Origin of the sequence: Flavivirga eckloniae, from assembly GCF_002886045.1 — a bacterium.
Lineage (GTDB): Bacteria > Bacteroidota > Bacteroidia > Flavobacteriales > Flavobacteriaceae > Flavivirga > Flavivirga eckloniae.
Map to the genome: position 1 here is coordinate 1875001 of NZ_CP025791.1, position 26253 is coordinate 1901253.

The 26253-nt window shown below is 33.2% G+C and carries 23 protein-coding genes (1 of these 23 only partly in view); 10 read left to right on the plus strand and 13 right to left on the minus strand.

Going from position 1 to position 26253, the window contains the following annotated elements; genetic code table 11:
• From C1H87_RS07790 to C1H87_RS07820, 7 genes are all read right to left on the minus strand, one after another.
• A protein-coding gene (locus C1H87_RS07790) for a putative porin (RefSeq protein ID WP_102755269.1) crosses the window boundary here: on the minus strand, positions 1-994 show its 5' portion. The gene continues 971 nt to the left of window position 1, outside the view; 994 of the gene's 1965 nt are visible here — the first part of the coding sequence; the start codon lies at positions 992-994; the stop codon falls past the left edge of the window.
• A 268-nt stretch (positions 995-1262) separates the two neighbouring features.
• The gene (locus C1H87_RS07795) at positions 1263-2648 is read right to left on the minus strand and encodes a DUF4302 domain-containing protein (protein ID WP_102755270.1); all 1386 of its coding nucleotides are present in this window, start codon (positions 2646-2648) and stop codon (positions 1263-1265) included.
• Positions 2649-2656: 8 nt separating this feature from the next.
• Complete coding sequence (locus C1H87_RS07800; RefSeq protein ID WP_158655155.1) at positions 2657-3511, minus strand: substrate import-associated zinc metallohydrolase lipoprotein; 855 nt, start codon at positions 3509-3511, stop codon at positions 2657-2659.
• Positions 3512-3543: 32 nt separating this feature from the next.
• Positions 3544-5037: a RagB/SusD family nutrient uptake outer membrane protein gene (locus C1H87_RS07805; protein WP_233783389.1), complete on the minus strand. Its 1494-nt coding sequence runs from the start codon at positions 5035-5037 to the stop codon at positions 3544-3546.
• Positions 5038-5048: 11 nt separating this feature from the next.
• Positions 5049-8570: a SusC/RagA family TonB-linked outer membrane protein gene (locus tag C1H87_RS07810; protein WP_233783391.1), complete on the minus strand. Its 3522-nt coding sequence runs from the start codon at positions 8568-8570 to the stop codon at positions 5049-5051.
• A 260-nt stretch (positions 8571-8830) separates the two neighbouring features.
• Entirely contained in the window at positions 8831-10039 is a 1209-nt protein-coding gene (locus C1H87_RS07815) for a FecR family protein (RefSeq protein ID WP_102755273.1), read from the minus strand.
• Between the two features lie 148 nt (positions 10040-10187).
• Positions 10188-10805: an RNA polymerase sigma factor gene (locus C1H87_RS07820; protein WP_102755274.1), complete on the minus strand. Its 618-nt coding sequence runs from the start codon at positions 10803-10805 to the stop codon at positions 10188-10190.
• Between the two features lie 584 nt (positions 10806-11389).
• Between C1H87_RS07820 and C1H87_RS07825 the strand changes: the two genes are divergently transcribed.
• The 9 genes from C1H87_RS07825 (at position 11390) to C1H87_RS07865 (ending at position 19935) form a co-directional block, all read left to right on the plus strand.
• On the plus strand, positions 11390-11989 hold the full coding sequence (locus tag C1H87_RS07825; protein ID WP_102755275.1) for a ribonuclease HII: 600 nt from the start codon (positions 11390-11392) through the stop codon (positions 11987-11989).
• Positions 11990-12062: 73 nt separating this feature from the next.
• Positions 12063-14498, plus strand: a complete 2436-nt coding sequence (locus C1H87_RS07830) for a ribonuclease HII (RefSeq protein WP_102755276.1) — start codon at positions 12063-12065, stop codon at positions 14496-14498.
• Positions 14499-14835: 337 nt separating this feature from the next.
• The gene (locus tag C1H87_RS07835; protein ID WP_102755277.1) at positions 14836-15885 is read left to right on the plus strand and encodes a nucleoid-associated protein; all 1050 of its coding nucleotides are present in this window, start codon (positions 14836-14838) and stop codon (positions 15883-15885) included.
• Positions 15886-15936: 51 nt separating this feature from the next.
• Positions 15937-16713, plus strand: a complete 777-nt coding sequence (gene ppk2 / locus C1H87_RS07840; protein WP_102755278.1) for a polyphosphate kinase 2 — start codon at positions 15937-15939, stop codon at positions 16711-16713.
• Between the two features lie 96 nt (positions 16714-16809).
• Positions 16810-17211 (plus strand): MarR family winged helix-turn-helix transcriptional regulator, encoded by a 402-nt coding sequence (locus C1H87_RS07845; protein ID WP_102755279.1) that lies wholly within the window; start codon positions 16810-16812, stop codon positions 17209-17211.
• Positions 17212-17266: 55 nt separating this feature from the next.
• A complete protein-coding gene (locus C1H87_RS07850) occupies positions 17267-17569 on the plus strand; it encodes an NmrA family NAD(P)-binding protein (RefSeq protein ID WP_158655156.1) in 303 nt (100 codons plus the stop codon).
• A gap of 97 nt (positions 17570-17666) precedes the next feature.
• Positions 17667-18584 (plus strand): zinc metalloprotease, encoded by a 918-nt coding sequence (locus tag C1H87_RS07855; RefSeq protein WP_102755281.1) that lies wholly within the window; start codon positions 17667-17669, stop codon positions 18582-18584.
• A gap of 86 nt (positions 18585-18670) precedes the next feature.
• A complete protein-coding gene (locus C1H87_RS07860) occupies positions 18671-18853 on the plus strand; it encodes a hypothetical protein (protein WP_102755282.1) in 183 nt (60 codons plus the stop codon).
• Positions 18854-18975: 122 nt separating this feature from the next.
• Positions 18976-19935, plus strand: coding sequence for a M43 family zinc metalloprotease (locus C1H87_RS07865; protein ID WP_102755283.1), 960 nt, complete (start codon positions 18976-18978; stop codon positions 19933-19935).
• A gap of 195 nt (positions 19936-20130) precedes the next feature.
• Here the strand turns inward: C1H87_RS07865 and lipB are convergent, their stop codons facing one another.
• The 3 genes from lipB to C1H87_RS07880 are packed head-to-tail and all read right to left on the minus strand — an operon-like array spanning position 20131 to position 21792.
• Entirely contained in the window at positions 20131-20835 is a 705-nt protein-coding gene (gene lipB, locus C1H87_RS07870) for a lipoyl(octanoyl) transferase LipB (RefSeq protein ID WP_102755284.1), read from the minus strand.
• Positions 20836-20839: 4 nt separating this feature from the next.
• The gene (locus C1H87_RS07875) at positions 20840-21589 is read right to left on the minus strand and encodes a hypothetical protein (protein WP_102755285.1); all 750 of its coding nucleotides are present in this window, start codon (positions 21587-21589) and stop codon (positions 20840-20842) included.
• 44 nt (positions 21590-21633) lie between these two features.
• Entirely contained in the window at positions 21634-21792 is a 159-nt protein-coding gene (locus C1H87_RS07880; RefSeq protein WP_102755286.1) for a YqaE/Pmp3 family membrane protein, read from the minus strand.
• Between the two features lie 247 nt (positions 21793-22039).
• Between C1H87_RS07880 and lysS the strand changes: the two genes are divergently transcribed.
• Positions 22040-23731, plus strand: a complete 1692-nt coding sequence (gene lysS / locus C1H87_RS07885; protein WP_102755287.1) for a lysine--tRNA ligase — start codon at positions 22040-22042, stop codon at positions 23729-23731.
• A 137-nt stretch (positions 23732-23868) separates the two neighbouring features.
• Here the strand turns inward: lysS and C1H87_RS07890 are convergent, their stop codons facing one another.
• The 3 genes from C1H87_RS07890 to C1H87_RS07900 all read right to left on the minus strand — a co-directional run bounded on the left by C1H87_RS07890 (position 23869) and on the right by C1H87_RS07900 (position 26227).
• Positions 23869-24255 carry a hypothetical protein gene (locus C1H87_RS07890; RefSeq protein ID WP_102755288.1) on the minus strand — a complete coding sequence of 129 codons (387 nt, stop codon included), beginning with the start codon at positions 24253-24255 and terminating at the stop codon, positions 23869-23871.
• A 315-nt stretch (positions 24256-24570) separates the two neighbouring features.
• Positions 24571-25389, minus strand: a complete 819-nt coding sequence (locus C1H87_RS07895) for an alpha/beta hydrolase (RefSeq protein ID WP_102755289.1) — start codon at positions 25387-25389, stop codon at positions 24571-24573.
• On the minus strand, positions 25349-26227 hold the full coding sequence (locus C1H87_RS07900) for an alpha/beta hydrolase (RefSeq protein ID WP_102755290.1): 879 nt from the start codon (positions 26225-26227) through the stop codon (positions 25349-25351). The genes C1H87_RS07895 and C1H87_RS07900 overlap by 41 nt, the downstream gene beginning before the upstream one ends.
• Between the last annotated feature and the right edge of the window lie 26 nt (positions 26228-26253).

Sequence of the window (26253 nt, forward strand, 5' to 3'; positions counted from 1 at the left end):
GATTGTAAAAATTTTCGAGTGTAGCTCGGTCTCTAAGGTTTCTAGATCTGTAGGATTCTCCAAAAAATGTGTTTGCTGCTGTTTGATCATATTGATAGTATTTATCTTCAAACGACATGATATGACCTAAACTAAGCTTGTTTTTTGACAACGTATCTTTCTTCTTTACAATTTTATAATCGTGCTCCAAATGAAATCGCTTTCCTTTTATTATATTCTCGGCATCTTGAAAATTCACTTCTAAAAACGACCGTTCTAAAAATTCTTCCGATCCTGTTTCAAAATTCTCAATACTCGGATCATCTAAAAGTCCTCCATTCTCTTCATTAAGCAAATCTTGCATTACTATATGCCCCCTAATATTATATCGGTTATCCTTTGTTCTATAGTTCGTCGTAAATCTAAAATTACCTGTACTAGTTAATATGTTCTGGTATTTACCTAAAGACCGTAATCCTTTATAGGCTACTGAAAAATTAAGTCTTGGAGACGTGTTTACTGTAAAAAACGCATCGACTAATTGTCCTTGTTCAAAAGCTGTTTTAAAAAACAATTCTGTTAACGGAGTTGGCACTCTATAGTAATTAATATCTTCAATTTCCATATAATTGAAGTGTCTTGCCCGTGCGCCAAAAATGGGCATTAATCCCGTATTCCGAAAATTATAAGTTAAACTATTATAGGTTTGCCCTAAGTTTGAAAACGGCATTAAACCAAAATTGTCTCTTCGCAGATAATTAAATTTATATTCTTTTTGAATTGTTAAGGTTGTATCTACAAAAGTCGTATCATTTTCGCGAGAGATTATTAGGTAATCTTGAATTTTAGCTTTTTTATCTTTAGAGCTTTTTTTTCCTGCCCCCCCCGTAATTGTATCCGATGCTTTTAAAGATTGAGTTCTTGGAGGTGTTATTCCGGAATTCTTAGGAGCCACTTGAGCTGTTAATTGACTAAAAAGAGATATTGAGAAAAAGGCTAAAAGTAATTTCTTCATAAATTATATATAAACAGTGCAAATGTAAATACAAAATATGATAACGTTGTAAAATGAAAAAATTATTTATTACGATGTATATATTATTAAAAAAATACGAAGAGGGCCTAAAAAGTGAGCTTAATACTTATGTTAAAAAACTGCAGTTGAAAAGCATTGTAAACCTATAGTTTAATAGTACCTTTAGCTGCGCTAAGACTAACCAATCAAATTATATTATACTTTCTAGATACCCTCTTCTTAATATATACCAATATTTTATACCAGACTAGCTAAACCATAGTCCATACACTCTAAGCGCCGGATTTTCTGCACTTGTAAATGTTCCTGCTTTATTAGAGAAACTAGATAAGTTGGATGTAAACGCACCTTCGTCTGTGTAGATTAATCCTTCTGAACTGTTAAAGAAATCTATTAACGGCATCACTAATGGCTCAAAAAATTCTGAATTACCTGGAGTTGGTCCTGTATAAGTTAGAAATAACTTCCTATCGTTAAGAACTCCTTTCTCGAAACAATAAAATGAGTTAAAGGCAGCTCCATCTGCCTCTCTTAATAATTGAATGAATAAAAAGGTATCGCAATTGTCACTTTGAAAATCAACCACAAACTGAACATCATTAACTGACCAAGCTCCTAAACCACCCCCAGCAAAATTAGCACTTATCTCACCTATAAGAGCATCAAACCCTATACTGGTTAAGGGGTTACTTCCTAATCTAGGACGGTATAGAAACCCTCTTGGTCCCAAATCTGGTAGCGCTTCAAAATCTCTATCTATAAATGCTGGATCGTTACTAAATAACATTGTAGCTGTGGTACCATTTACCGAAGAAACATAACTTGACGTTGCCGCGTCATAAACAAAATTCACATAGGTTTCCCCTTCAAATTCCAAGGCCGGACTAATTACCAAACCGTCTTCTGTAAATGCTATTCCAAAATTAAACTCCGTAACGCTACCATCATCTGATGTTATTCTTGGTGAGGCAAAAAGGTTTGCAGGGTCATAATTAAGATTAAAGTTAGAAATTCCATTACCGTTTTCTATTCTTAGCACCTGAAAAACGGAAGTTGTTGGTGTGGGCAATATATTTTCACGTTGGGCTAGAGAAGCTTGGGCCTTAACAACACTTTCTGTTGTAAAGTTTGTGAAACCTGTTGGCTCTAAAGTTAAAAAGCCGGCATCCCTATTTCTAACATCCCTGAATGTTATAATACCATTATCGTTTGAAAAATATTGAAAAACAGATGTACCTCTAAATCCATCAGTATCTCCAAAAGATGTTTCACTTACTTTTTGAATATGATTTCTGGTTGTAAAAACCAATTCTGTAGAGGTACCTAAACGAACTTCGTAGGATGACGATATAATATCCGTTTCAGAATTAAAATCTGATGTCATCTGCACGGTTCCGTCCGTATTGAATTTCATATAAAAGGTAAACCCTCCAAACTGATCATTTTTCGTAAAATAAACACCTTTATACCCCTGGTCTTGAGATAAAAGTAGGTTTAATAATTCACTGTTTCTTTGCTCTATTCTTTCTGTGGGTGTTTCTGAAAAAAGCGTTTCGCTATCATCATCGCTACACGAAAGCACCCCAACAAACATTAAACAGATTATCCAATAATTTATATATATTCTTTTCATACTTTTTTTTAATTTACTAGTTCTTGTGTCGCTGCATCTGTTAGTGCCTGTAATTCATAAATATCAATTCCAAAGTTGGTTTGATAATACTCTACCACAATAGACTCTTTTAATCTTATTATTGCCCTTGCTTCATCACTAACAATACCATCTACAATAGCATCAAAATCTGCTTTTGAATTGGTTAACATCTCGGAAACCATTTCGACAAAATCCTCTCCTGACTGACTAGACGCATAGGCCGTGATATAACCCAATTCTCTAGCTTGTGCATCACTTCTATTAAACCAATTCGCATTATAATTCTCTGGATTTATTTGACCATAGATTATATCGAAAGGAATATTTTGATTTAAAATATGGGCGTATTCATGTTGTACCGTTTTTAAAGGCTGTTTAATACTATTAATATCCGTGAAGTCTAAAAAATCGAGATCGAAGAGTGTAATTTTCGATCCAGCTTCTGCTATACCTAGTATTCTGGTCGGCGTATCTGGGTCAAAATTAAAACCACCTGCAAAGGTAAATTGGCGAGGTGCAATGTTTTTTATAAAATTTTCGCCTCCTAATGCCGTATATGGTTCTATCCATGCTTTTTGCAATGCTTCTGCCATAGGTCTTACACTTTCCTCAAATGGCGGATGTATAAATCTATCAACATCGGTATCGTTGATATCCCATTTATATAGTATTTCTATATTATATGGTGATACGAAATTGCTTCTTAACCAAATATCTAAATCATTTAGAATTGGCGGAGTTGTATCTATTTGACTTTTCCCTACACTATTAGAGCTATCGCTACAAGCCACCAATCCTGTAAGTGCTATAGAAATTAGCGTTATAATAAAATATTTTTTCATCGTATTAAAATTTTTAATCATGACTGTTTCTACTACCTTGGATTTTTCTGAATACCAAATGATTGAGCTGCTTCTGGAATTTGAATAGCTCTCCTGTCATCACTTTTTGGTAAAAGCGAACTGTTACCAAAAAAGTCTAAATGTTCAACAGCAATATCATGCCTTTTAATATCGAACCATCTTAAGCCTTCATTGTAGAATATTGTTCTTCTCATATCTAGTATAGCACTTACTATTGGAAGCGCTTCACTTGGAATGGCATAAAATGGTGTATATAATGTGGGGTCTACAACTCCGTAAATGGTTGCTATGTCGGCCGCTGATAATTCATCCGTAGCAGGATCGTACCCACTAGTTTTTAACGATAATGAGGTATTAATATCTGCTGCCGCCTCGTCCAGTTGCCCTAACATAGCATGAGCTTCTGCTCGATTAAGCAGTGCCTCGTCTGTAGATAGAAGTACATAGGTTACAAAAGGGATACCTATTCCAGCTGCTTGATTAGTAAACCTAAAATACTCTTGATACTTAGGTGTTAACCTGTTACTGCTTCCTCCTCTTGTAAAGATATCGTAACTCCAGCCCTTACCTGTAATATTACTACCAAATAATTCGTTTGATATGTTTGAGGTTAATTGATATCTGGCTACACCTTCTATTCTATTATATCTTGAGTTCCCGGAAACCAACAACAAATTTGCCGGCTGCACGGTTGAAGACATATATAATGCTACTTGGTCTTGAAAAGTTAAGGTAGTTGCTAAGAGCATATTTCTCAATTCGTTAGCTTCATTACCTCCTGCTAAAGCTGCTGTGCTTGTCGTAATTACTTTCTGCCAGTCACCAATAACTAAGTAAAAACGCGATGCAAATGCATTTGCTGCTTTTTTGGTAAAGTGAAATGCTGGAACATCATAGTTATCGGTAATTAGGGGCAACCCTGCTTCTATATCTTTTTGTATGCTTGCGTACACATCGGCAACATTGCCTCTTTGATAATCACCCAGCAATACTGTTTCTGGTTCTGTTACATAAGGTATTCCTAAATCTGTCCTTGCGGTTGTAGTGTTATAGGCTTTAGAAAAAATGGTTACTAACATAAAATGCGCATAGGCTCTGCACAATAAGGCTTCTCCTTTTAAAGCATTTAACTCCGATCCTCCACCCAACTCCTCTATAGATAATAATGCTTGGTTTGCTTGTGCTATTGCTGCATATGCATCGTTCCAATAGTTTGTTGGTGTATCTATATCGGTATCGTCTAAATCTCTCCAGAAATACATTTCTTCATTTATCCGAAACTCTGAAGTAGCACTGGTACCTTTATCTCCTGCATTATCGGACATTGGCTCTAAAAATGACACATAGCCTGCTTCGGGATAGGCTCCTACTAATAATTCTGCTATTTTTTCAACAGAATCTATGGTTGTTCTATTATCGGGTGTTTCATCTAAAATATCATTACATGATGATACTATTAAAAACACCACTACTGCTTTTATTATATTAAATTTCATGTTTTTCATAGTATATATTATTAAAATCCAATGTTTAAAGAGAATGTAAACAGTCTGGATATTGGATATGCCACTCCTCCCGATCTAAAAAATTCCGGATCTTGTCCTCCAAGTTTGGAATCGGAGTAAATTAAGAATGGGTTTGTACTTTGTAAACTCATTCTAAAGTTTGACAATCCTAATTTATCTATGGTTCGTCTATCTAAGCTATAGCCTAGCGTTATATTTTTCATTCTAACAAAGCCTCCATCTGCCACACGGGCTGTTGAGTAATTATAGGCATTGTAAGCGATCTGTAAACTTGTATCGCCATAAGACTGCAATAAGGATTTCGATGGTATTACTGGGATATCTGTAATATTTTCATCTCCCGGTACTAACCATCTATTCACAAATTCTCTTGGGAATACATCTAAATCTGTGTACTCTGATCTATATGCTGGATTTAACCTGATTTTATTACCTGCTGAAAAAGAGACAAAGAAGCTAAAATCCCAATTTTTGTATTTAAAGTTATTTGCTAAACCTCCGGAAAGGTTTGGTTCTGTTGCGCCTTCATATACTAAATTATCCAGAGCGTCTTCTGTATCTTGAAAATTGATTAAAGCGTAAGGTCTGTCTGGATCGTAATCTTCATTATCTGTTAAAAATTGAGGTAACCCCCACTCGTTGAGTCCTTCGAATTTATAGGAGAACAAGGCTCCTTTTGGAAAACCGACTGCATTACCTCTACCTGTTCCTGTAATTAAATCGAATACATTTGCTTCTTGCTTTAGCGAGGTTACTTCTTGATTAAAATGCGAAATATTGAATCCTGTTTTCCATCTAAAGTCATCGGTATCTACATTTATTGTATTTAATTGGAATTCTACACCATTTGTAGTCATCTCAGAATTATTCCCCAATTTGAGAGACTCTCCACCTATACCGGTTGTTCTTATTAGGTCTATTAAATCTTTACCTTTTCTAAAATAGGCATCGAAATTCATCATGATTCTATTATTAAAGAACCCTACATCGAGACCTAGGTTTAATTCTAAGGTTTTCTCCCAAGTTAATTCGCTGTTTTGTAAGTCTTCAATATCTATAAAGTTTTCACGATCGTCATTATTCAGTCTATCTGTAATTTGATTTCTAAATACTGCCAAGTTGTTAGTCGCATTATCCGCTAATAAAGCTACAAGTCCGTAACTCGGTCTGAAAGCCAAACTGGAAATAACATTGGAATTTTGAATAAAATCTTCTTTATCGATATTCCACTTAGCTCCTACAGTGTAAGTTGGTAGCCATCTCGTATCTGAAGATTTACCTGCCCTATTCGACCCTTCGTAATTACCTGTTACATTTAGCACATATTTCTTATCGAAATCGTAGGTTACATTAGCAAAGAAAGATACTTCCCGCTGTCTTGTTTCTTGGGATGAGAAGTACTCGTTACCTTCTAAAATAACTTTCTTTAAAATACCTGGATCTGTAAATACCGTACCTCCTCTTGAGAACTGGTACCCGTAACCTGTATTGGAACTCTCGCTTCTGTCTGTATACCTGTATTCCTGACCTCCATAAATTCTAATACCGTGTGAATCGTTAAAACGTCTGGTATAATCGAGCGTATTTCTAAAAGTATACGTTACAAGCGTGTTTTTTGTTGTTGTTAAAATACCCCCAACTGGCAATACAACTCTTGGTCTGGAGTTAGGCTCGTCTGGATCTGTAAACAAAAATGTATTCTGGTCTTGCACAATGGTAGTTTCATCTGCCCTATACGCTCCAGCTACATTCGAATTTTCTGTGGCAGCTTGTTCTCCATTTGAAGTAACATATCTGGCAGATCCTAGGAAGTTATAGTTTAAATTTTCATTGATTTGGTATTCTGCTTGACCTTGAAATTTTAAATCTGCTACATTAAGTTCTAAGCTGTTATTCTGTATTTCATTTAAAATATTAAAGGGCGCCCAGTTATAGCGCGAATATTCTAAATTACCATTGTTATCCCTTGGTCTTAAAGCCCTACTTGTATTTAAGGAATAACTAAATGGGTTTATATCGAAATCTCTTGTAAACGAACCAAAAACAACATCTTCTTCTCTAGCCAATGTCCCTGGAGCTAACTGGTTTCTAATCGATCCTTGAATTTGCGTTGTGATTTTTAGCTTATTGTCTGATAGATAATACGTATTTCTTAAGTTACCGGTAACTCTTCTCACCCTATCTGCTATGGACCAACCTCCATCTGTATAATAGCCCAAGGATGCGTAAGACGTTGAGTTTTCGCCACCCCCAGAATAACTTAAGGTATGGGTTTGGGTAGGTGTTGTTCTAAATAGTGTTTTAAACCAATCTGTATTGGCCAACTCGTATTGTTGTAAAAATTGGGCTCTTGCTTCTGGTGTGTTTTGAAGTTGAAACTGCCCAGTATTCTCGTCGTATGTATTAATGGCTCGGTACATGATATTATATATCCCGCCAAATCTACCTTGAAATGATGAAGGTAAATCCAAAAATCCTTTAGACTCCATTTCTCTATATACAGAAACTGTTTCTTGAGAATTTAGCAAATCATAATTTGAATATCTTGGTAAATCCCTTACCGCAAATTCTGCTGCATAATTAAATGTAGGTTTTTGGTTTTTCTTTCCAGATTTGGTAGTAATTACTACCACACCATTTAAGGCTCTTGCTCCGTATAAAGCGGTTGCAGAGGCATCTCTTAAAATCTCAAAACTTTGTATATCTGTAGCATTCAATCCGGCTACGGCAGAACTAAGCAAGGTATTTGGATCTCCTGAAACCAAATCTGAAACCGATAGATTTACAATTTCTTCTTGTATAACACCATCTATAATCCAGATAGGTTTTGTATCACCCAAGATTGATGAAGATCCCCTTATTGTAATTCTAGGTGCAGCTCCAAAGGTTCCTGTTACATTTTGCACACTTACTCCGGCCGCTCTTCCTTCAAGTGCTCTTGAGATATCGGCAACTCCATCTAGCTTAATATCTTCGGCTTTAATGGTTTGAGAAGCTCCTGTAAACAACTCTCTTCTTACATTTTGATATCCTGTTATAACGACTTCATCTAAATCTGCAAAATCTTCTTCCATAACGATATCGATAACCGTATTGCTACCAACGGTTATAAATTTGGTTATCATACCAATAAAACTCACCTTTAGCACTTCGCCTTCGGTTGCATTGATAGCATAATTTCCATTAAAGTCTGTTTGAACACCTCGCGAAGTGCCTTCTATTATTATATTAACTCCCGGCAATGGCAATCCATCAGTCGCCGCTGTAACATTTCCCGATATTTGCCGCTGGACATTCGAATCCGGATCTTCTATTTTCTTATTTAAAATGATCTGGCGTTCATTTATGGAGTAGATAAGCTTTTCTTTATTTACAACTTTATCTAAAACTTTACTAATAGTTTCATTTTTAATTTGAATGTTGCCCAAGACTTTTTTTAATTCAGGCAGTACTTCATCGCTGTAAATAAATACAAATTCACTTTGGTTTTCTATAGATTCAATCATCCTCATTAATGTAGCCTTTTTAATGTCTATTCTCAATTTCTTGCCCTGAGAATATGAGTTTGAAAAAGAATACAATGAAAATAGGACTAAAAAGACAGAGAGACTCTTCATTACAAATAGAGTTTTGTTTCTAAAATCCAAGAGGGAATCATAGAAATTTTGGTTATTTTTCATAAATTTGAGTAAGTTTTTAATTAAACATTAAACTGCCTGTACAGCAGTTTATTTTTTAGGTGGAGAATGTTGGCGCATTCTCCGCTTTTTTTTTACTTCAATACATATTTTTTGTCATTTATTATTTCGAATTTAAATTTTGTTGTAGTTGTCAAATTTTCAAGGGTTTTTTCTATGTTGTCATTTAGGTCTAGTTTTCCGCTTACGTTTATATTTTTTGCATCGGCTATGTTCTCAAAAACTATTTTCACATTGTAAAAGCGTTCTATCTTTCTAACAATATTCATTATTGATTCACTCTCAAAGTACAATAGTCCGGAAGTCCATAATGTGTAGTTATCTGTATTAACATATTTAATGTTAACACGTTTTTCGGTTTTATTCCAGGAAGCTAATTGCCCAGGTTTTAAAATTGCTCTTTGCGTATTAAATATATTTTTCTCGACAACAACAACTTTACCTTCGGTTAAAACCGTTAGAATCTCTGGATCTATAGGGTAAGCAGATACGTTAAACTTTGTTCCAAGCACTTCTATTAAAATTTTTTCATCGATGGTTTTTACCACAAACGGCTTTTCTTTATTAGTAGCTACTTCGAAAAAAGCTTCTCCAGAAAGAAATACTGTTCGATCGTCTTCGGCAAACTCCTTAGGAAACACAAACCTTGTTCCTGCATTAAGGTGTACCACAGAACCATCTGATAATATGACTTTACTTCGTTTGCCAAAAGGTACAATTAATTTGTTAAAAAGTAAAGATTTTCCTTCATTCTTTATATCAACCTTTATGGTATCTCTTTCATTTAATACAACATTTCCCTGTTTGGTATATTCGATTACTGATTTTTTTTCATGTATTAATAAAGGGGTTCCTGCTTCTATAACCAATCGTGTATTTGTTTTTGCAGTAGAATCTAGAGACACCTCATTTATTTCTTCATAAATAAAATTGTTGGATCTTTTATAGCTGTTATTAATAATCACCGCTGTGCCCACTAGTAATAGCACAAATATTGCTGCATATTTATATGTTTTCTTTACTAAGCTGTATACTTTATTGGACTTATCCTTTGTATCTATTTTATTTAAAATTTTAGTAAATACTTCTTCTTTTTCTTCTTCAGACAACCGAACATCTTCAGTTTTTATATCTATTAAAATTTCCTTTAAAACATTAATAATTTCCTCTTCCTGGGGATTCTCCTCTATATAGTCCTTCCAAAAACGGTTAGTTTCTGGTGTTGGATTGTATACCCAACTTAGGAAAGCATCATTTTCTATATATTTAGAATAAAGGTCCATAAACTTGCTTTTATTTTCATAGGGTACAAATTCTTATTTTTGTGGACACTTTTTCTGAGTTTTTTTTAATAAAAACTTACAAACACCCACAAACACTGCAAACAAAAAGCAGATTTACTTAAAATAATTGAAATAAATCGTTAAGTTTTTACAACTGAGATAATATTAAAAGAAGATACACACCAGAGTTCGTAGTTGTATTGAATATAGGATTTTTTCGTAATTTTTTTATGACCCTATACACTTGTTTACGTACAGAATTATGGTTGATATTTATAATTTCTGAAATCTCGATGTAACTGAATCCTTTGGTAAACCTTAAGTAGAGTATTTCTTGTTGCTTAGGTGTTAACTCTTTGATTATTTTGGCAACAAGTTCTTTTTGATGTTCTTCAACTTCTGTACTGATGGTCTTGGTTTCAATATTATAGGCTGTAATAAAGGAAAGATTTTCGTGTTCTGGCAAGTGGCTTTTTTTCCGTTCTTTTTTTAGCTCCCTAAACATGGTATGTTTAAGTGCCTTGAATAAATAAAACCTTATATTCTTGGGGGTTGAAATTTGTTTTCTATGCTCGTAAATGTCTAAAAAAACATCTTGAATACAGTCTTTTACAAAACCCTTTTCTGGGTTTAGTTTCATACCATACGAAAACAAAGCATCTACATTTAAATTATAAATGGATGTAAATGCATTTTTATCTCCATTTACAAATTTAATCCAAACCTCTTCAGACTCTTCTTGTATTGTTTCCTCTATAATACTCATTAATTATAACAGATGTATACGATTTAGGTTAGCTTTTGTTCGTATATAAAAACAAAAAATTCTTTTCGTTTACTAAAAAACGAAAAAATATTTATCCTCAGAAATGTCTATGGCCTAGAACCAAAAATCAATCCATCTTTTTTGATGTAATAAGCTACAAACAACTGTACAACTGCATTATTCTTTACAATTTTTTCAAATGTCAACTTTAAACAATTTAGTGAAAATATTTAAAATAAAGAAAGCCAGCTACAAATGCTGGCTTTCTTTTTAAATATTAGTTATCTGTTTAAAAGATGAACTTAAATATTTATTTTGAGTTAGTCGGTTGCAAACATCTTAATATTAAATCAAAAAAGCAAAAAAACTCATAAAAAAAGCAATAAATTGCAATAATTTTACTTTTTTAAAATTACCAAATCCTTAAAATACAACCATTTTCATGAAGATATATCAAAAATAAGTGTATTAAAAAGAATATTTAACAATACTAACTGTTAAATCCATATAAAAATGAATAAATTTATTAGGCATGCATAATAATTAGTATGTAAAATTATAAATTTGGCAATATTCTTATGTAAATGTTATTAAAAAACCATTCCAAGTATTCTTTAGAGTGTGGTACAGATGAAGCAGGACGCGGTTGTTTGGCTGGCCCTGTTACTGCGGCGGCTGTTATTTTACCAAAAAAATTCGAAAATACTTTACTAAACGATTCTAAGCAATTAAGCGAAAAGAAAAGGGAAATTTTAAAACCAATTATCGAAACTCAAGCGCTTACATTTGGCGTTGCACATATCTTTCAAGAAGAAATTGATAGCATAAATATTTTGAATGCTTCTATTTTAGCCATGCACAAATCTATAGACTCGTTAGCTAAAAAACCAGAATTTATAATTGTTGATGGCAATAAATTTAAACCTTATAATGGTATTCCTTTTGAGACTATTATTAAAGGTGACGGGAAATATTTGAGTATTGCAGCCGCATCGGTTCTAGCAAAAACACATCGGGATATGTATATGAATACCATTCATAAAGAATATCCTATGTATAATTGGAAACAAAATAAAGGCTACCCTACTAAAGAGCATCGAGCTGCTATAGAAAAATATGGTATAACAAAGTACCACAGAAAATCGTTTAGACTTTTACCCGAACAATTAAAATTAGATATTTAGTGAGTTACTTGCTAAGCTTTTATACCTACTATAAAATGAAAAATATGTAGGTTTGTATAAATTAATTTATTTTATGAGATTTTTTTGTTTTTCCCTCCTTTTCTTATTGATCTTTAACTGCTCTAACACCAAAACAAATCGCTCAGAATTAATTGACTTTGTACCCAAAAATGCTACTGTAGTTTTAAAAACTTCAAATCTTGAAAGTTTAAAAAGTAGTATTGACAATAGTGATTTTTTACAAAAGATTTCCAACACAGATTCGTACCAAAAATTAGAAAACACATTAGGCAACTTATGGTATTTAAAACCTACAAGCGACATCTTAATTTGCTTGTCTAAGGACCTAAAGGACAGCCTACAATACTCGATTATAACAAAGTATAACAAACAGTTATTTAAAACAGACTCGTTACCAAACTATATTGAGGAAACGCTTGCTTATAAAAACAAAACAATAACAAAATCTACATTAAACAACAACACATTTTATAGTACGGTAATAGATAGTGTTTTTGTGGCTTCTTCTTCAAAAGACAATATTAATGCTCTTTTTAATAATAACACTGCTACTGATGCTGAACTAGAGAAAACATATGCCATAGTTGGTAACGACAAAACCTTATCAACCATTTTAAAACCTGGTAATACTTTTTTAGAATCACTGTTTATTGAAGATTCGCTTTCACATAAACCGTTTACCAATTATGTGGCCGCAGATGTTAGTATAAGTCAGGACGAAATTCTTTTTAATGGGGTTACTAAAGCTGTAGACTCATCAAAAAGCCTTATCAATATTTTTAAAAACACCATCCCTCAAGAAAATCAAATTCAAAACATAACACCTTCTAATAGTGATGGTTTTATGAGTTTTACTTTTAACGATTACGACATTTTTAAAACCAATTTAGACCGGTTTAACAAAAAAGATTCCATAGTCAATAAAACAACGCTTTTTAATGATATTATTGAAGTTGGCGTTATTTATGAAGATAAAAACCATGCTATTGTACTAAACTCTATTGATGTTATTGCTACTAAAGATGCCCTTTTAAGTGAACAAAATAGAATAGGTTCTTATAGAGGTGTTGCTATTTTTGGTTTTAGTCTCCCATCGTTATTTACAGAAACATTCGCGCCATTGGTATCATTCAACAAAGCCAATAAATACTGTATTCTAGATAATTTTTTCGTATTTGCCGGCAGTACCGAAATGCTTCAAAACATTATTGCCAACTATCAAAACAAAACAACATTTAGCGAAAAAAACTATTTTCAGGATATAAAAAACAATTTAAGTGATGCTTCTTCATTAATGCAAGTGGTAACCCCAACCTCTTTAAATACCATTATAAATAAGAACCTTAAAAAAAATTCGGATTATAAACTAGCAGATTACAATACATCTGCATTGCAATGTATTTATGAAACCAATTTTGCCCATGTAAATGGCGTAATTAAAAAGAATAAAGTAAAAGGATCTTTAAATTCAGTTTCAGAAGAGCTAAACATAAAACTGGATACAGACATTTTAACCAATCCGCAATTTGTTAAGAATCATATTACCAAACAAAAAGAGATTGTTGTACAAGACATAAACAACAATTTATATCTAATTTCCAATAAAGGAAAAATTCTTTGGAAAAAACAAATACAAGGTGCCATATTAGGAAGCGTTAAACAAATTGACATTTATAAGAATGGTCGATTACAACTAATTTTCACAACTCCAAACAGACTGTACGTAATTGATAGAAATGGTAACGATGTAACGCCATTCCCTATTAGATTTAATGACGAAATCACACAACCTCTAGCTGTTTTTGACTACGACAAAAACAAAAACTACAGGTTATTGGTTACACAAGGCAAACGTATTTTAATGTATAACGTTAAAGGCCAAACCGTAAGTGGTTTTACATTTAAATCTGCTAACAACACTATTACATGCGAGCCTAAACATTTTAGAATTGGGACTAAAGACTATATTGTATTTAAAACCAAAAGCAAACTTTATATTTTAGATAGAACGGGGAAAACCAGAGTTAAACCAAAAACGGCTAACTCGTATTCTAACCAACCTATTTACTTATATAACAACAATTTTACGACAACAAGTTCGGATGGGAATTTAATAACTGTAGATGCCAAAGGCAATGTATCTACTAAAGATTTAGACTTGTCTGAAAAGCATTTTTTAGAAACTTCAAGTAAAAGCCTCGTTGTGTTTGACGAAAACAAACTATCCATTAAAAGGAAGACTACAGAACTTGATTACGGTGATTACTCGGCACCGCGCCTTTTTTATATCAACGATAAAATCTACGTAGCTATAACAGATAAACAAGCTCATAAAATTCATCTTTACGATAGTCAGGCTAAATTACTACCCAACTTTCCGGTTTATGGTAACTCACCAATTGTTTTAGACAACATTGATAAAGACAGAAATCTTGAGTTTGTAAGTAAAGGGGAGGATAATTCCATTATCTTATATCAAATAAACTAATTCTTAACACAAAAAGAAAACTTTTCCTACGTCTGTTTGTTTACACATATTATTGCTGCAAATCTTTTGTATATGAAAAACTAATTTTTATCTTTAAGGCAGCTATTAATCAATTATTTACGATAAAAACCAAAAAAACTTATAGCAATTTTTTAATGCGAATATTAAATAATAAGCGTGATTATTTTGTTAATACATAGCTGCTTTATTTTATTCATATAACGATAACCAAATCGTTAAGTCCCCGAATCTAGAACGTCAAAGTCACAGCTTTGGCGTTCTTTTTTACAGTTAATTCTAATTATTTTAATAGTATTGCATACTTAAAAAGCAACACATGATTTCAAGAAAAAACGCTTCAATTTCAAAATTCATTATTCATAAAGTTGGAAACAAGTTTAACGACACTAAAAATGCCTTTTCTGAGAATACTGTCGATTTTGACGAAGCTAGCTACGATTTAATTCTTCCGTTTTTGCTTCGTCCATTTGGTAGTGTCGTGCAGAGTTATCGGTTTAATCATCATGCTAGTATAGCTTTAAACGAGATTAACAACTATAGCTCACAGCTGTTTAATGATGAAGATGCTTTTATAGACGTTTCAAAACATATTGTAACTCACTTATACGAGCAATCTACCTCGGCCAATATAAAAACTGGCGATGTACTGGTCGCCTTGTTCGAGGGTATTGAATACCAGGACATGACTACCAATGCCATCGGTATTTTTAAAATAGAAAGTAAGGTTAATTTCTTTCAAACTTTTTTGGAAAATAAGAGTTACGATGTATTAGTACAAAATGGAATTAGCTCTAAAAAATTAGATAAAGGCTGCTTAATTTTAAACCAGAGCGATACCGAGGGTAATATTATTTTAAGTGTAGACAATAATAGCTATGATGCGCAATATTGGATTAATCAGTTTTTAAATATTAAATATGCCGATGATGCCAACAACCATACCCAGCAATACATTGAGCTTTGCAAGGAATTCTCAACAGAAGTTATAAAAAACAGCTATGGCGTCCAGGAACAAAATATCTTTTTGGCTAAAACAGTAGACTTTTTTAAAGAAAATGAAGTTGTAAATGTTGAACGTTTTAAAGAAGATATTTTTGAAGAAGAAAAACAGATTAGGCAGTTTGAAGATTATAAAAAAGAATACGAAGGCGAACAAAATCTAGTTCTTAGAAATCAGTTTGATGTTTCCGAACGTGTATTTAACAAAGAAAAGAAAAAGATAAAAACCGATATTAAATTAGATACCAACATACAAATTAAACTGGATATTGATGCACCCGATGCTTCTGCAGAATATTTAGAACGTGGGTACGATGATGAGAAAAAAATGCATTACTATAAAGTGTTCTTTAATGCCGAAGATTAACCAACCGAAACATTGAGATAGGCATTCTTCGTTTTATTTTTAACTTTGAGTATGAAAGACAAGCATTTTAACTACGACAAAGAACTGGCCAAATTGCATACAGAATTGGTGCATTTGCAAGAATGGATAAAAAAACAAGGTTTAAAAGTTGTTATCGTTTTTGAAGGTAGAGATGCCTCGGGTAAAGGCGGTACTATTAAGCGGTTTACAGAACCTTTAAATCCCCGCATATGTAAAGTTGTGGCACTTGGTGTTCCTACCGAAAAAGAAAAAACCCAATGGTATTTCCAGCGATACGTAAAATATTTACCGGCTGCTGGAGAGATTATTCTTTTCGACAGAAGTTGGTATAACAGGGCTGGTGTAGAAAAGGTAATGGGATTTTGTACCGACGAAGAATACGATGAATTTTTACGTTCATGTCCTGAATTTGAACGGATGCTTGTTCGCTCTGGTATTATACTTTTAAAATACTGGTTTTCTGTTGGCGACGAAGAACAAGAAAGGCGTTTTAAAAACCGTATTTCAAACCCATTAAAACGCTGGAAATTTAGTCCCATGGATCTAGAATCGCGTTCCAGGTGGCTAGAATACTCAAAAGCAAAAGACGATATGTTTGCCCATACTGATACGAAACAAGTGCCTTGGTTTGTTGTTAACTCAGACAACAAGAAAAAAGCACGATTAAATTGTATTAGTCATGTGTTGAGTCAAATACCATACGAGAAAATGAATATAGAGCCCGTAGATCTTCCTGATTTACCCGATTACGAGAGTTACGTGCGTCCACCTATGAATTATCAGACCTTTGTTCCTGAAAAGTATTAAATAACGTTTATAAAAAGCATAGGTATAAAAACCTATTAAAATGTTAAACCTCATTAAAGTGTTGCATATACAACTCGAATCAGTTACATTTGCTAAATGGATTTTGAATTACAACAATGTGTTGGAGCCCGATTAAGGCGTTTATCTAGACAAACAGATCATTTGTTTAGAAAATGTTTAAAGGGCTATGATATTTCCGAGAATCAAATGACATTGTTATTTGCATTACATGTTTCAGGGAAAATTGAACAAGGTTTATTGGGTAAAGAACTGGTAATAGACAAATCTTCGATGAGTAGAAACATGTCCTTACTTTCAAAAAAAGGATACATTATTAAAAGTAATGATTATCATCCACAGGTAGAACTCTCTAAAAAAGGTGAAGACATCGTGTTAAAACTCATTCCCCTTTGGAAACAAACTATGGATACTATTTATGAAAAACTTGGTGATGAGGGTATGGAAATGATAGAAAATATTGAAAGCAAATTGATTTAATCTTTTTTTAAAAATTTAAATGTTGCAGATACAACATCAAATAAATTATCAAACTATGGAAAACATTAAAATTTTAGTTACAACAGCCAACGGTCATACTGGATTTCCTGCAGCAAAAGAATTATTAGACCTTGGCTTTAAGGTTAAAGCGATGATAAGAAACATTAACAGTCCGAACGCGCAAGAGTTAAAAAGACTAGGTGCCAAATTGTTTGTTGGAGATATGAATGATATTCATGGTGTGTTTATTAGCAAACCTCACCTTAAAAAATTTGAAAGAGAACAAGAAATCCCCTTTTTTTTAAAAGGGATGAAATATGTTCTGGAAAATGAAAATTGGATACAATCGCATGCATAGAGAAGAAAATAGATTCAGAATAAATAACCCTGACTGTTTAGCGCAACCTTACACACCTTGTTCCATCTTAAATATACAAACCTAAATTAGATAAAATATGCCCCATAAAAAAATTTCCTTATTAATAACAATAATCATTTTTATTGTATGTCATTCTGCTTGTAGTAAAGATGACAACCCTCCTAATGACAATCCTCCTATTGAAGAACCTCAAGAAAAAGATGTTCCTTTTGATGAAGTAATCACAATACCTGTAGTGGTACATGTGGTTAATTATAAACCTGATCCATTTACCATTAGTGATGAAAAAATCAAATCACAAATTTATGTATTAAATCAAGATTTTAGAAAAAAGAATCCTGATCATTTAAAAACACCTGATGAATTTAGTCATTTAGTAGCCGATGTGGGTATTGAGTTTTATTTGGCAACCAAAGATCCTAATGGTAATGCTACAACGGGAATCGTTAGAACAGAAACTGATCGCAAATTGGAGGAAGATGATGTATTTTTTACAGAAAAAGGCGGACAGGATGCATGGCCTAGTGATAAATATTTAAATATTTGGATTAGAGATGTTAAGGATCGTAATGGAAATCTAGCCTTTCTTGGCAGCGCTCAATTTCCAGGAGGGGACCCAAGAACAGATGGCATAATAGTTGAAGTCTCTGTATTTGGAACATTGCCTCCATTAGCCCCCAGATATAATTTAGGTAGAACGGCTACGCACGAAATTGGACACTGGTTGAATTTGTTTCATATATACGGGGAACATGGTAGTTGTGAAAAAGGAGACTTAGTCGATGACACACCTAATCAAAAATCTGACTATGTAGGAAACCCAACACACCCTCAAAAGTCATGTAACAGCAACGATATGTTTATGAACTTTATGGATAAAGTAGATGATCAATCCATGTATATGTTTACCATTGGACAAAAAAGAAGAATACGAGACCTTTTTAATCCAGATGGCTTAAGAAGGAAACTATATCTTAACAATAAGTCAAATTAAACTATTACAAGATTAATTATTGCTCTTATTTAAACACTATTCCAGCGGCAAAAGAATTATTAGACCTTGGCTTTAAGGTTAAAGCCATGATAAGAAACATTAACAGTCCGAACGCGCAAGAGTTAAAAAGACTAGGTGCCGAATTGTTTGTTGGAGATATGAATGATATTCAGGGTGTGTTTATTAGCAAACTTCACCTTAAAAAATTTGAAAGAGAACAAGGAATCCCCCTTTTTTTTATAAGGGATGAAATATGTTCTGGAAAATGAAAATTGGATACAATCTCATACATAGAGAAGAAAATAGATTCAGAATAAATAACCCTGACTGTTTAGCGCAACCTTACACACCTTGTTCCATCTTAAATATACAAACCCAAATTAGATAAAATATGCCCCATAAAAAAAATTCCTTATTAATAACAATAATCATTTTTATTGTATGTCATTCTGCTTGTAGTAAAGATGACAACCCTCCTAATAACAATCCTCCTATTGAAAAACCTCAAGAAAAAGATGTTCCTTTTGATGAAGTAATCACAATACCTATAGTGGTACATGTGGTTAATTATAAACCTGATCCATTTACCATTAGTGATGAAAAAATCAAATCACAAATTTATGTATTAAATCAAGATTTTAGAAAAAAGAATCCTGATCATTTAAAAACACCTGATGAATTTAGTCATTTAGTAGCCGACGTGGGCATTGAATTCAAACTTGCTGATACCGATCCTAATGGTAATGCTACAACGGGAATCATTAGAACAGAAAGTGATGTTATCGCCAGTGATGGTCACTCTATCGAAGGAGATACACCTATTACAGAGTTAAGGTTATATTTTACAGATAAAGGTGGACAAGATGCTTGGCCTAATGACAAATACTTAAATATTTGGATTGCAGATTATAGCACTTCTAATGGTAGGTTAACACTTCCTGGTTATGCCAATCCACCAGGTTCAGACCCAAGAATAGATGGTGTAGTGATGGATCCGAGAGTTTTCGGAATGCTACCTCCATTACACCCCGCACATAAATTTGGCAGAACAGCGACCCACGAAATTGGCCATTGGCTTAACCTATTACACATTTATGCTGGTCAAAGAAAGTGCGATTCTTCAGATCTTGTAGACGATACTCCAACTCAATATGAATCTTACTCTGGAAACCCTACTCATCCTCGAAAGTCATGTGGTAGCAATGATATGTTTATGAATTTTATGGATTATGTGAATGACGAGTCCATGTATATGTTTACCATTGGACAGAAAAAAAGAATGCGAGACCTTTTTAATCCAGATGGCTTAAGAAGGAAACTATATCTTAACAATAAATCAAAGTCAAATTAAACTATTACAAGATTAATTATTGCTCTTATTTAAACACTATTCTTATAAATTAAGCGCAACCATTTAGAGTTTGTAATTCAGTATATAACTATAAAAGGTAAATTAATTGGAATACTAGGAAATAGACAAGAAGATATCGATTTTAATATTTATAATCATATGGTAAGTATGGAGACTTCCGTGTGATTATAAATATTAAACTCTTATAAATTCTGCTTCAAACAGATTAACAAAATGTTTTAGAAGTTTTTCCTTTACGTCTTCCATGGAGACTTCTTTTTTACCTAGCTCTACATTTAAAGATGTTACAGCTTTACCACGAATACCACAGGGGATAATATTATCAAAATACCCCAAGTTAGCATTTACATTTAGTGCAAAACCATGCATCGTTACCCAACGACTCGCTCTCACTCCCATAGCACAAATTTTACGAGCAAAGGGTGTTCCTACATCTAACCATACTCCCGTTTCTCCCTTACTGCGTTCTGCTTTTAAACCATACTCTGCAAGAGTTAGTATAATCATTTCTTCTAAAAACCGAAGGTACTTGTGTATGTCTGTAAAAAAGTTTTCTAAATCTAAGATAGGATACCCTACAACTTGCCCCGGGCCGTGATAAGTAATATCACCTCCGCGGTTAATTTTATAAAAAGTAGCCCCTTTTTCAATAAGCTGTTTTTCGTTTAAAAGCAAATTAGACAAATCGCCGCTTTTACCTAGAGTATAAACATGCGGATGCTCTACAAACAAAAAATGATTCTTCGTTTGCAAACCTGCTTCTTCTCGCCTGTTTTTAATTTTGGTATCTACAATGGCTTTAAACAATGCTTCCTGGTAATCCCAAGTTTGTTTATAATCTTTTAAGCCTAAATCTTGTAGTTCAATTTGCTTATTCAAAATACTAATTCTCTAACACAACTTCTATATTTAAAGCTTCCGGGTTTGTTATATATTCCATAAAACCAAACTCTACAGTAAAGCTTTTTCTGTCGGCACTAAACATAGCCTTTTCGTTCGACACAGATTTAATAGGCTTCGGAAAGTGATAGTTTAGCTTGTACATTGAAGACCCAAACATAGCAGCCATTTCTCCCAAACTATCTGTTGCTTTTTTATAAGCTTCCTTATCTAATATTTTAGCAACACGCTTAAACACTTTTCCATTATATTCATAATCGAGCATCGTATGCCCATCTCCTCCAATAGAAGAAAACGGATTGGACTTTGCACTACTTTTAGCTCCTTTTTGCATACTACTAAAATCATTCATCGCCTTAAACATATCCTGAAGCTCACTTACTTCTTTAAATTCTGTAAACATATCAAACTTCATTTCCGAAGTTTTTGGGTTCATAACCATATGCATACTAAACGGTTCTAAGCTCTTTAATTTTAATTGCTCTTCTTCCGATAATTGCGAAATACTATCGCGTTTTTCTTCTAATAATTCTTTAAAACTAAAAGTAGAATCTACAGCCTTTTCTTGACTATTATTCATTTCTTTTCCCGCCATTTGCATAAGTTGAGTGCCATCAAAAGAAAATTCCATTCTTCCAGAGCCATCATCATTTATATAAATGTTTTCAGAAAACTGACAACTAGTAAAAACTATAGAAATAATAAAAACGATAAGGGGATAAAATCTGTTCATTGTAATTAAATTTTAGTTTAATTTAGTGAACAAAGATACATCTTTTATCTATTTGGGTTATTTATAATAACAAGTGCTGCTATAACTCCTGGTACCCAGCCGCAAAGCCATAATAAAAAGACAATAAATATAGAGCCACAACCCTTATCGAGAACAGCCAAGGGAGGACAAATTATAGATAGTAAAACTCTCCAAAAACTCATAGTTTGATTTATTTAATACTGAACTTATTTCAGTGTAGATTGATGATTGCTTATTTGACGTTATTGCTTCAATTTTGTTACAGTTTATGTTAGAAGCAATTAAAGAAAAATTCCTTCTACTCCTAGACCACAAATATACTGTAAGAAACACCAATTTTCGAACCCAAAAAAATCGTAAATCAATAATCGTAAATCGTAAATCAAATGATTATCTTTGTGCCTTTAAAATTCACACAGTATATAGAATATGTCGCAATTATCAGAGCAAGAGCTTGTAAGAAGAGAAAAATTAGCAAAATTACGTGCATTGGGTATTAATCCCTACCCTGCAGACTTATACCCAGTAAACCATACCTCCAAACAGGTTAAAGATGAATTTGAAGAAGGCAAACAGGTTATTGTTGCTGGTAGGTTGATGATGATAAAAGTACAAGGAAAAGCTAGTTTTGCTCAATTACAAGATGCTGAAGGCAAAATACAGGTATATTTTAATCGCGATGAAATTTGTCCGGGAGAAGACAAAGAAAAATACAACGAAGTTTTTAAAAAACTTATAGATTTTGGAGACTTTATTGGTATTGAAGGCGAACTGTTTACAACAAAAGTAGGTGAGAAAACGGTTAAAGTTAAAAATTTCACCTTACTAAGTAAGGCTTTAAAACCCCTACCATTACCAAAGGAAAAAGATGGTGTTGTGTATGATGCGTTTACCGATCCAGAACAACGTTACAGACAGCGTTATGCAGATTTAGCAGTAAACCCGCAAGTAAAAGACGTTTTTGTAAAACGCACCAAACTGTTTAACGCCATGCGCGAGTTTTTTAATAACTCTGGATACTTTGAAGTTGAAACGCCTATTTTACAGCCAATACCTGGTGGTGCAGCTGCACGTCCTTTTGTAACACACCACAATGCTTTAGATATTCCGTTATACATGCGAATTGCTAACGAGCTATACTTAAAACGGTTAATTGTTGGTGGGTTTGATGGGGTATACGAGTTTTCTAAAAACTTTAGAAACGAAGGTATGGACAGAACTCATAACCCTGAGTTTACTGCCATGGAAATCTATGTGGCCTACAAAGATTACAATTGGATGATGGATTTTTGTGAACGTTTATTAGAGCATTGTGCTATAGCTGTAAACGGAACCACTAAAGCTACTTTTGGTGAACACGACATAGACTTTAAAGCGCCATATGCTCGTGTAACTATGGCAGACTCTATTAAGCATTTCACAGGATTTGACATTACAGGAAAAACCGAAGATGAAATTAGACAAGCTGCTAAGGATTTGGGTGTTGAAGTTGATGAAACTATGGGTAAAGGCAAACTTATCGATGAAATTTTTGGTGAAAAATGTGAGGGTAATTATATACAACCAACTTATATAACCGATTATCCTAAGGAGATGAGTCCACTTTGTAAAGAGCACAGAGATAATCCGGAATTAACCGAGCGTTTTGAGCTAATGGTTTGTGGTAAAGAAATTGCCAATGCTTATTCTGAGCTTAATGATCCTATTGACCAACGCGAACGTTTTGAACATCAGCTTAAATTAGCTGCTAAGGGTGATGACGAAGCTACAGAGTTTATCGATCATGACTTTTTACGTGCTTTAGAGTATGGTATGCCTCCAACATCTGGTATGGGCATAGGTATGGATAGATTAATTATGTTTTTAACCAATAACCAGTCGATACAAGAGGTATTGTTCTTCCCACAAATGCGACCAGAAAAGAAAGCTCCGGCCATAAGTGAAGAAGGAAAAGCACTTTTAGAGCTCCTGAAGAAAACTGAGCGTTTAGCGCTTAACGATCTTAAATCGCAGTCTGGCTTATCGAATAAAAAATGGGACAAAACTATTAAAGAGCTAACTAAAAATAGTTTAGCCAAAGTTGAAAAAACAGATGATGGTTTATTTGTTGAGATGACTTAACAAGTAAAATCAAACAATATAAAAAAAGCCAGTAATTTAAAATTACTGGCTTTTTTTTACTAACAATTTATTAAACTTAAAAACAACTAATTATCTTCTGTCGCCCTACCCTATAAAGCGAGCTTTGGGCAACCTTTTTATATCTCTACGTCCTCTTCTATTTCGAATAGTTCAATCAAACTCCAATCTAAATCTCCCTTTCCTTTTAAAGGGTTAAAGTTTTTTGGCAAGTAACCTTTCGTATCGAAACCTAGATCTACGTCTTCCTCAACTTCGCAAATGTCTATCGTATTCCAATCTAAATCTCCTTTTCCTTTTAACGGATTGAAGTTTTTCGGTAAATAATCTTTAGTATTAAAACCAAGTTCTACCTCTTCTTCAATTTCGTAAACTTCTATACTACTAATGTCTAAATAGTGGCTTATTTCGCAAGTAGACATATTAATTCCATCTGTGCTCCCGTTTACAATATCCATTGTATTTAACGTAAACAATGAGCTTAAAATAAAGGCTAATTTTACCATAATGATTAATAGTTTTTCTGATTGACTCTACAAAATTGACGTGTTTTTTTGAAAGTAATTACATGGGTTTAGAAACATTTAACACAATAGGCTAATGTTTTATATTTTATTTAAGAACACATGAATTGAGATGTTAATTTTTTAAGAGTTAGCACTTTATAAAATGAATAATTACTCTATAATAATCATTCCATTTTACAGTGATTTTAATTTAAGGTGTGCTTAAAAATTAAATTATTCAGATAACCAACCATACTTTATGCAAAAAAAGATCTAGATATTTTGAAACATTTATAAGACTAACATAAAACAGTTCTATAAAATCTGATTTGCCCTTTTCAAAAAAGTCTCATGCTTTATCAGGTTAAAATGACTCCCGCCATCTAGTGTTGTAAAAGTAGTGTGAGCAGCCGGAGCTTCTTTAAATAGTTTTTGGGCAGATTCATAAGGCACAATCCTATCATTAGTCCCATGAAACATAGATATCGGGCAATTTACCTGAGATATAAATTTATAGCTAGGAAGTTTATATTTTAGCATGTACTCTATAGGAAAAATGGGAAACTTAGATTTTGCCACATCCGTCATACTATAATATGGTGTTTCTAAAATTAATTGCTTGGGCTTGTTCTTTGATGCCACATAAGTAGCCATACCCGTTCCCAAGGATCTTCCATAAACGGTAATATCACTTTCCGAATAGTGCTGCTTTAAATAATCGTAACAATATTGCGAATCGTTGTATAAAGCCGATTCACTTAACTCGCCTGTGCTTTTTCCATAAGTTCTATAATCTATGACTAAAACATCATACTGTTTTTTAACAAAAAACTGGGTAACTATTCCCCAACGGGATAAATCACCTGCATTGCCATGAAAGTATAATACAACACCTTTGGGGTTGTCTATTTTAAAATGTAGAGCGTTAATATTTGCGCCATCGGTCTGTAAAAACAGTTCCTCAAAAGGATATGGAAATTCGTAATTAAAATCTTGTGGTAATACCGAAGGATGAAATAGTATTTTCTCTTGCTCGAAATATAGGAAGGCTCCTCCTATAATATATAAACTAATTAAAACAATGGCTAACCTTTTAAGCCTTCGTTTTATTTTTCTTTGACGCGTGTTTAACATGTATACTTGTAGTTGATAAATCTATTTTTTCTGGAACTCTATTTAGAATTTCATGAATCATTTTATGATACGATTCAAAGTTATTTAAATTTTTGTGTCCGCCGCCTATAACAGAATGCAATTTAGTAAGTTTAGGATTTACCTTTGATAGTTTTATGCTAGTTTTAAACGGAATAAGTTTATCGTTCGTTCCATGTATAATGTGTATGGGGCATTGTACATACTTTAACCATTTATAAGTTGGCAACGGATATTTTAGTAAAATCGATAGCGGCATAAAAGGCGCATAACGTGCTGTCACCTTGGTTAAACTATAATAAGGAGCATCTAAAATAAGCATTTTGGGGTGATTCATGGAGGCTAGCTTGGCAGCAAATCCAGAACCTAGAGATCTGCCATAAAGTATAATTTTATCTTCGGCAGTAAGTTCTTTTATCTTATTGTAAATAACTTGCAAATCCCGTTTAATGGCTTTTTGCGATCGCCTTCCTGTGCTTTTGCCAAAACCGCGATAATCGACCATTAAAACATTATAACCATGCCTGGTGAAATCGACTGCAAATTTGCCCCAACCTTTAATACTTTTTGAGTTTCCTTTTAAATACAACACAACACCCTTGCTTTCTCCTTTTGGAAAAAACCGAACGCCATTGATCATTGCCCCATCTCTTGTTTCCAAATTATACTCCTTAAACGCTTGATTGTCATAATTAAACTGAAAATCCGCGGGAAGTTTTTCAGGCTTAAAGAGCATATAGTCTTGTAGATAGTACAATGCAATACTAATTGCTATATAAGCAACCAAAACAATTATAGTTATGTATAACCAATAAGGCATAGTAAAAACGCTAGTATACTAAGATA

Excerpts from the sequence above, each read along its gene's own strand:
- C1H87_RS07795 (WP_102755270.1), bottom strand. The coding sequence starts at position 2,648 with ATGAAAAGAATATATATAAATTATTGGATAATCTGTTTAATGTTTGTT.
- C1H87_RS07800 (WP_158655155.1), bottom strand. The coding sequence starts at position 3,511 with ATGAAAAAATATTTTATTATAACGCTAATTTCTATAGCACTTACAGGA.
- C1H87_RS07805 (WP_233783389.1), bottom strand. The coding sequence starts at position 5,037 with ATGAAAAACATGAAATTTAATATAATAAAAGCAGTAGTGGTGTTTTTA.
- C1H87_RS07810 (WP_233783391.1), bottom strand. The coding sequence starts at position 8,570 with ATGAGGATGATTGAATCTATAGAAAACCAAAGTGAATTTGTATTTATT.
- C1H87_RS07815 (WP_102755273.1), bottom strand. The coding sequence starts at position 10,039 with ATGGACCTTTATTCTAAATATATAGAAAATGATGCTTTCCTAAGTTGG.
- C1H87_RS07820 (WP_102755274.1), bottom strand. The coding sequence starts at position 10,805 with ATGAGTATTATAGAGGAAACAATACAAGAAGAGTCTGAAGAGGTTTGG.
- C1H87_RS07825 (WP_102755275.1), top strand. The coding sequence starts at position 11,390 with ATGTTATTAAAAAACCATTCCAAGTATTCTTTAGAGTGTGGTACAGAT.
- C1H87_RS07830 (WP_102755276.1), top strand. The coding sequence starts at position 12,063 with ATGAGATTTTTTTGTTTTTCCCTCCTTTTCTTATTGATCTTTAACTGC.
- C1H87_RS07835 (WP_102755277.1), top strand. The coding sequence starts at position 14,836 with ATGATTTCAAGAAAAAACGCTTCAATTTCAAAATTCATTATTCATAAA.
- ppk2 (WP_102755278.1), top strand. The coding sequence starts at position 15,937 with ATGAAAGACAAGCATTTTAACTACGACAAAGAACTGGCCAAATTGCAT.
- C1H87_RS07845 (WP_102755279.1), top strand. The coding sequence starts at position 16,810 with ATGGATTTTGAATTACAACAATGTGTTGGAGCCCGATTAAGGCGTTTA.
- C1H87_RS07850 (WP_158655156.1), top strand. The coding sequence starts at position 17,267 with ATGGAAAACATTAAAATTTTAGTTACAACAGCCAACGGTCATACTGGA.
- C1H87_RS07855 (WP_102755281.1), top strand. The coding sequence starts at position 17,667 with ATGCCCCATAAAAAAATTTCCTTATTAATAACAATAATCATTTTTATT.
- C1H87_RS07860 (WP_102755282.1), top strand. The coding sequence starts at position 18,671 with ATGATAAGAAACATTAACAGTCCGAACGCGCAAGAGTTAAAAAGACTA.
- C1H87_RS07865 (WP_102755283.1), top strand. The coding sequence starts at position 18,976 with ATGCCCCATAAAAAAAATTCCTTATTAATAACAATAATCATTTTTATT.
- C1H87_RS07875 (WP_102755285.1), bottom strand. The coding sequence starts at position 21,589 with ATGAACAGATTTTATCCCCTTATCGTTTTTATTATTTCTATAGTTTTT.
- C1H87_RS07880 (WP_102755286.1), bottom strand. The coding sequence starts at position 21,792 with ATGAGTTTTTGGAGAGTTTTACTATCTATAATTTGTCCTCCCTTGGCT.
- lysS (WP_102755287.1), top strand. The coding sequence starts at position 22,040 with ATGTCGCAATTATCAGAGCAAGAGCTTGTAAGAAGAGAAAAATTAGCA.
- C1H87_RS07890 (WP_102755288.1), bottom strand. The coding sequence starts at position 24,255 with ATGGTAAAATTAGCCTTTATTTTAAGCTCATTGTTTACGTTAAATACA.
- C1H87_RS07895 (WP_102755289.1), bottom strand. The coding sequence starts at position 25,389 with ATGTTAAACACGCGTCAAAGAAAAATAAAACGAAGGCTTAAAAGGTTA.
- C1H87_RS07900 (WP_102755290.1), bottom strand. The coding sequence starts at position 26,227 with ATGCCTTATTGGTTATACATAACTATAATTGTTTTGGTTGCTTATATA.